The following is a 4,963-nucleotide window of genomic DNA, read 5'->3' as shown; positions in this document are numbered from 1 at the left end:
TTTTTTTAGCTGACTTCCATTGCACCAGTAGCTCATATAAACGCACTGAATACGTGCTTTGCATTTTTGCCGTTTGTTCAAGTAGATATTGAGTAAAAAAGTTTTCATAACCATCAATACGTGTAATCTCATTGACCACATCGTAAGTCAAAATAACTTCAATTGAAGCTTCATCGTCAAGATATTTCACTCGTTGAACCCAACGTGATTTAACAAGTTTGTCATCGGTATCAAGAAATGAAAATCTGCGGTCAAATAAGTTCTTCTCAGCACTGAGAATGGCTTCATGAGCAGTTTGACGCGCCACACCAAATGCTTTGGCATATCTCAACGCTGATATATTTAAAGGCTTATCAAGACTTAATCCATTACCCGTTTCTCTTGCATCAACGATAGCTAGTTGTAATATCCTAACTTCTGATAAAGATAGATTTTGTATTGCCATGTTCAAACGATTAGATTTAACTACTAAATCTGATTTTGATGAGATCACTTGATATATCCCTATATATAATTTATAAGTACAATATATATAAAAGTACTTATAAGTACAAGTTTTTATAAGTACTTATTTAGCAGGGAAACGTACTCATAAGAGCAGGGAAACGTACTCATAAGAGCAGGGAAACGTACTCATAAGAGCAGGGAAACGTACTCATAAGAGCATTAAAAACCTTTATACATAAGGGATACAGCGGACTTAAAAGCTATTAAAAGCATTAAAAGCATTAAAAACCTTTTTGGTTGTTGATAACTAATAAAAGAACAAAAGCAAAAACGACTTAAGTTTTTAGCTTAAAGCACTATCGGAATCCTGACGATGATCACTAAAGTAATCTGCAAACAATGCTTTATCACTATCACGAGTTAAAAACTTATCTAGTTCATCAACAATAAAGCTTCTACTTATTTTGTCTTCGTTCATCAAACGCTCAACCATAGCACCCATTAATATTTTTCGCTTACTATCCTGCTTATGATTGAGCTTACTCCTAGCCACTCGCTTTCGTTGCTTAATGGCTTGTATTCGATTTTCATTTTGAGTGATATATGTATCTAGCTTATCGAGATGATCTATCATCTCAGTCAGCCATTTATTCTTCTTTGGATTATCTTTCTTAACAGCAGACCGAACCGATCTCATTTCAGCCAATAAACTATCACGGTCAACCAACATCTTAGCTAACTGATCTTCTAGTTCCTTCTGTATTTTAGACACTTAACCAGCTCCTTCCCTTGTATAAAACCTAAAAATAGTAGCATAAATGAGGTACAAGGGCGCACTTATGCAAACTATGATAAACTCCCCTTATCGGTGAGCTTATCATAGTTTGCAGTGCGACAAGGGGAAATCCCCCTGTACCCCCAAAAGCCAACCCAAGTAACCTGAAAACGCTTTTTATTGAAGGCAGTTATGACAGATAAAATAGATATGAATCTCTATAAGTCTATAGCAGAAGCATTACATTACAAGTGGGATCCTATCGGTGTTTCAGGTATCCCACAGGCGATAGGAGAGTACGATTCCTATGTACCTGAGCTATATGAGCTGATCTGTCAAAATGCTGATCGGGAATTAATTTTTAATTACTTATGGGAAGTTGAGGTTCAGCACATGGGATTGGAGGGCAATAGAGCAGCCACCTTAGCGTTTGTAGATTACCTTAAAGAAATAACCAAAGTCTAAATACTCATTTTTCTGCTGAAAAATGACAAGGAATGAATCAGTAAGTTATGGCGATCTATCACTTATCCGTCAAAACATTTTCACGTAGCAATGGTCAATCTGCCACTGCCGCTGTGGCTTATCGTGCCGGTGCAAAAATTCGTTGCGACCATGAGAGGCGTGACCATGACTATTCAAAAAAACGTGATGTGATACATAGTGAGATATTTTTGCCACCCAATGCCCCCAGTTGGGCAAATGACCGTCAGCAGCTTTGGAATGAGGTAGAGAGAGCTGAAAAGCGTAAAAATAGTACGGTAGCAAGAGAGTTTGAAGTGGCATTACCGAATGAACTCAATGAGCAGCAGCGTATTGCACTGGTACAAGACTTCGCCAAGCAGATCGTGGCAAGACACGGCTGTGCTGTAGATGCTCATTTGCATGATGATAAAGGCTCGTATAAGAGTAAAGAGAACCAACACGCACACATCATGCTAAGTACAAGGCGATTAGAGCCAGAAGGTTTTACTAAGAAAACTCGTGAGCTAGACGAGAGAAAAAGCGGTGAGGTGGTCTATTGGCGTGAACAATGGGCGAAAACTGCTAATGAGCATTTGCGTGAGTATGGGATAGAGATTGACCATAGAAGTCTGAAAGATCAAGGCTTAGAGCGTGAACCAACCATTAAAATGGGCGCAGCTGCTAGTGCATTAGAGCGTAAAGGCGTCAAAACAGACCGTGGCGATATCAATCGTGAGGTAGCCAAATATAATAAGGTTCTTGAAACCAATAGTAATGAGAAAATTAACGATATTTTAAGGAAGCAGCTTAAACAAGCAACCGAGCTTCATAACAAGCTACAGTTTATCAAACGTAGGCTACCCGAAGTCAAAAGAGACATTGCTGAAAAACAGCCTAAGCTATACCAAGCCTTTGATGATCTAGGAATACCAACGGCTGAACCTGAACCCATTAGGAGTGTTGACCATGAGCAAGAAAGAGAAAGAATCGAGCCAGTTAGTGCAAGATTGGATAGACAGGTCAGCACTGAACGCCATACAAATGAGCGAGGACGAGAATTACCGCCAGTTGGTAGCAGCGAGAGCAACGAATTGGGGCAAGGACATAACAGCGAAGTCCGATCAGCGGATCAGACAGTCACAAGCACCGCACTTAGAGATATAGCAGAAAGCTCACAGCAGCCCTTAGAGCCATATGAACCTCAGCAGACTATCCAAGCATCATCACAGCCTGACAATCAAGCTGTAGCAGCCAAACAGGAAGAATTAGCACAGCAAACGGAGCTACTAACAGAATCCCCCGAACAGGAGGCGATTAGGGCAAATATTGAGGCTGTTAAAAGAATGGTGTCAGAGGTATATGCCAATGAGCCTGAAAAGCTTAAGAAAATGCTCAACGCCATTGACGATAAGATACCTGACATAATGAGTGGTGAAGTCGTTTTACCACCTATCAAGATAAAAACAGTGCCCGAAAGAGTGGCAAGAACTCCTAAACCAAATAAGGATCAGGATATAGAACGTTAGAGTAAGTATGGTTCCCTAGTGAGGACTTGAATCTTTGGCTGTGGGCTAATAGTATTAACGGTTTCAAATTTCTAAAATGGTTGCAGTGTACTTCGTGGTGTACAAAACATTAGATTATCAAGCTTAAGATTAGCTATCACCAATAATCCTGCTCTGCTTTATTAAGCCATTCGTCAAAGTTTTCAAAAATCATATGAAAGGGTAAGTCACTAAGGTCAATTACAAATATTTTTGGATCACCTAAGCGATCATCTCCATCAAAGTATGCTAGCCAGTCCCCGTTTTGAGCAAAAGGCACCAAGTTAAGCCTTTCAATTTTATGGTTTCTCAATCTATATGATAACTTACCACCATCTGTTTCAGAATCTACAAACCACCATTGAAAGTATTCATCGGACTGTACCGTTTTAGTGCAGTTTGCTAATTGTAGATAACGAGCAGGATAGATGAATCCATCAGGCAGTATATTTATTGGATAGGGCTTAAAGCTTTTTTGTTTGATCATTACTTTATTACCTCTGGATCATGTTGATCGATGCGCTATACAGGCATCGAACTAGAGTCAAATAGCTATAGCTACGTTAGTTTTTAGCAAACAAATTAAATAAAGCCTTCAGTCCACAGGTCAATGATAATAAGTACTTGCCACAAACCAAAATTCTTTATTTTTCAAGCAAACTATTCATTTTTTCTTGAGATATTAGACCCTTAATACACATATCCGCAAGAAGATCTGTTCTATCATCCTCTCCTTGCTTAATTTGAAATATCAAACAATCAAAATCTTTAGATTTAATAATAGTTAATAATTTTCTTTCAAGAATTAGTGAGAGCTCTTCGGACACTTTGAAATCACTACAAAGCACATAAACCACAAAATCTATAACAAACATTTCCACGTCTGAAAATCCAACTTCAAAACTGTAAGTAACGTAGTCTAGCGCCTTATCATAAGTTAGATCTGTTTCTGGCTTAGAAACTAAGTTTGAGTAAAAACTATCAAGTACACTATGTCTAATATCTGTATAACTTACTGACTGCATAAATTTATCTCCTTTAATTTTAAGGCATACCCTAGAAGAACCATTCGTTTTGTCCTTTAAACCTATTAACAGACTACTTGAAACAGACTGTATTTGCGGAACTACTAATAATAGACCGCTAGTCCTAATAATCTAAATAATCCCTAATTGGACGTTTCTTAAACTGCGATGCGTCCTTTTTTAGTCGATTAATCATTTCAAACTCCCATCCCTGCTGCGACTGTCCAGCTAGGCTAGTAGGGCTTACTAAATGGTTGTATTCCGCCATGAAATCTGGATTGCGAACTATGCGCCCTAGCTGCTTATCATTCAATCCTTCAATCGTGAACATATCAGCGGTATATGTATCTCTAGCACTATCTTTTTTCTTAGTGTCTTTAGGTTTGTTTTTAGACAAGACTTTAAACTTAAAACCAACAATGCGTTTGCCACGTTTTTCTTGCTCGTAGCTAACTGTAAGGTCTGATGTTTCATTGATTTCTTTAACAGCAAGATCTAATACTCGCTTTTTAAAGTTACTCATTAACTTGTATTCATCCACACCTACACCTAACTGCTGTCTAAAACAATCAAGCTGCAATAACGGTGTTTTTTTAGCTGACTTCCATTGCACCAGTAGCTCATATAAACGCACTGAATACGTGCTTTGCATTTTTGCCGTTTGTTCAAGTAGATATTGAGTAAAAAAGTTTTCATAACCATCAATA

General features: G+C 38.2%; 7 protein-coding genes. 2 read left to right on the top strand and 5 right to left on the bottom strand.

Going from position 1 to position 4,963, the window contains the following annotated elements; all coding sequences use genetic code 11:
* On the bottom strand, positions 1-493 hold a 493-nt coding region (locus A7325_RS12505; RefSeq protein ID WP_227515019.1), incomplete at its 3' end, for a RepB family plasmid replication initiator protein.
* Positions 494-790: 297 nt separating this feature from the next.
* On the bottom strand, positions 791-1,219 hold the full coding sequence (locus tag A7325_RS12500; protein WP_082894408.1) for a hypothetical protein: 429 nt from the start codon (positions 1,217-1,219) through the stop codon (positions 791-793).
* Positions 1,220-1,414: 195 nt separating this feature from the next.
* Between A7325_RS12500 and A7325_RS12495 the strand changes: the two genes are divergently transcribed.
* Positions 1,415-1,687, top strand: a complete 273-nt coding sequence (locus A7325_RS12495; protein ID WP_068408628.1) for a hypothetical protein — start codon at positions 1,415-1,417, stop codon at positions 1,685-1,687.
* A gap of 47 nt (positions 1,688-1,734) precedes the next feature.
* Positions 1,735-3,213, top strand: a complete 1,479-nt coding sequence (gene mobQ / locus A7325_RS12490; protein ID WP_068408626.1) for a MobQ family relaxase — start codon at positions 1,735-1,737, stop codon at positions 3,211-3,213.
* A gap of 136 nt (positions 3,214-3,349) precedes the next feature.
* On the opposite strand, the gene A7325_RS12485 is transcribed toward mobQ, so the two are convergent.
* From A7325_RS12485 to A7325_RS12475, 3 genes are all read right to left on the bottom strand, one after another.
* Positions 3,350-3,718, bottom strand: coding sequence for a hypothetical protein (locus A7325_RS12485; RefSeq protein WP_068408624.1), 369 nt, complete (start codon positions 3,716-3,718; stop codon positions 3,350-3,352).
* A 157-nt stretch (positions 3,719-3,875) separates the two neighbouring features.
* Positions 3,876-4,256 carry a hypothetical protein gene (locus A7325_RS12480; protein ID WP_068408622.1) on the bottom strand — a complete coding sequence of 127 codons (381 nt, stop codon included), beginning with the start codon at positions 4,254-4,256 and terminating at the stop codon, positions 3,876-3,878.
* A 124-nt stretch (positions 4,257-4,380) separates the two neighbouring features.
* A partial coding sequence (locus tag A7325_RS12475; protein ID WP_227515018.1) for a RepB family plasmid replication initiator protein occupies positions 4,381-4,963 on the bottom strand: 583 nt, incomplete at its 5' end.

The organism is Psychrobacter sp. SHUES1, from assembly GCF_001652315.1.
GTDB classification, from domain to species: Bacteria; Pseudomonadota; Gammaproteobacteria; order Pseudomonadales; family Moraxellaceae; genus Psychrobacter; species Psychrobacter faecalis.
The sequence above is the reverse complement of the archived record's forward strand: the minus strand, read 5'-3'. Positions and strand labels throughout refer to the sequence as shown.

Bases quoted from the DNA above. Each gene is read 5' to 3' on its own strand.
- A7325_RS12485 (WP_068408624.1), bottom strand. From the start codon at position 3,718: ATGATCAAACAAAAAAGCTTTAAGCCCTATCCAATAAATATACTGCCT.
- A7325_RS12495 (WP_068408628.1), top strand. From the start codon at position 1,415: ATGACAGATAAAATAGATATGAATCTCTATAAGTCTATAGCAGAAGCA.
- mobQ (WP_068408626.1), top strand. From the start codon at position 1,735: ATGGCGATCTATCACTTATCCGTCAAAACATTTTCACGTAGCAATGGT.
- A7325_RS12480 (WP_068408622.1), bottom strand. From the start codon at position 4,256: ATGCAGTCAGTAAGTTATACAGATATTAGACATAGTGTACTTGATAGT.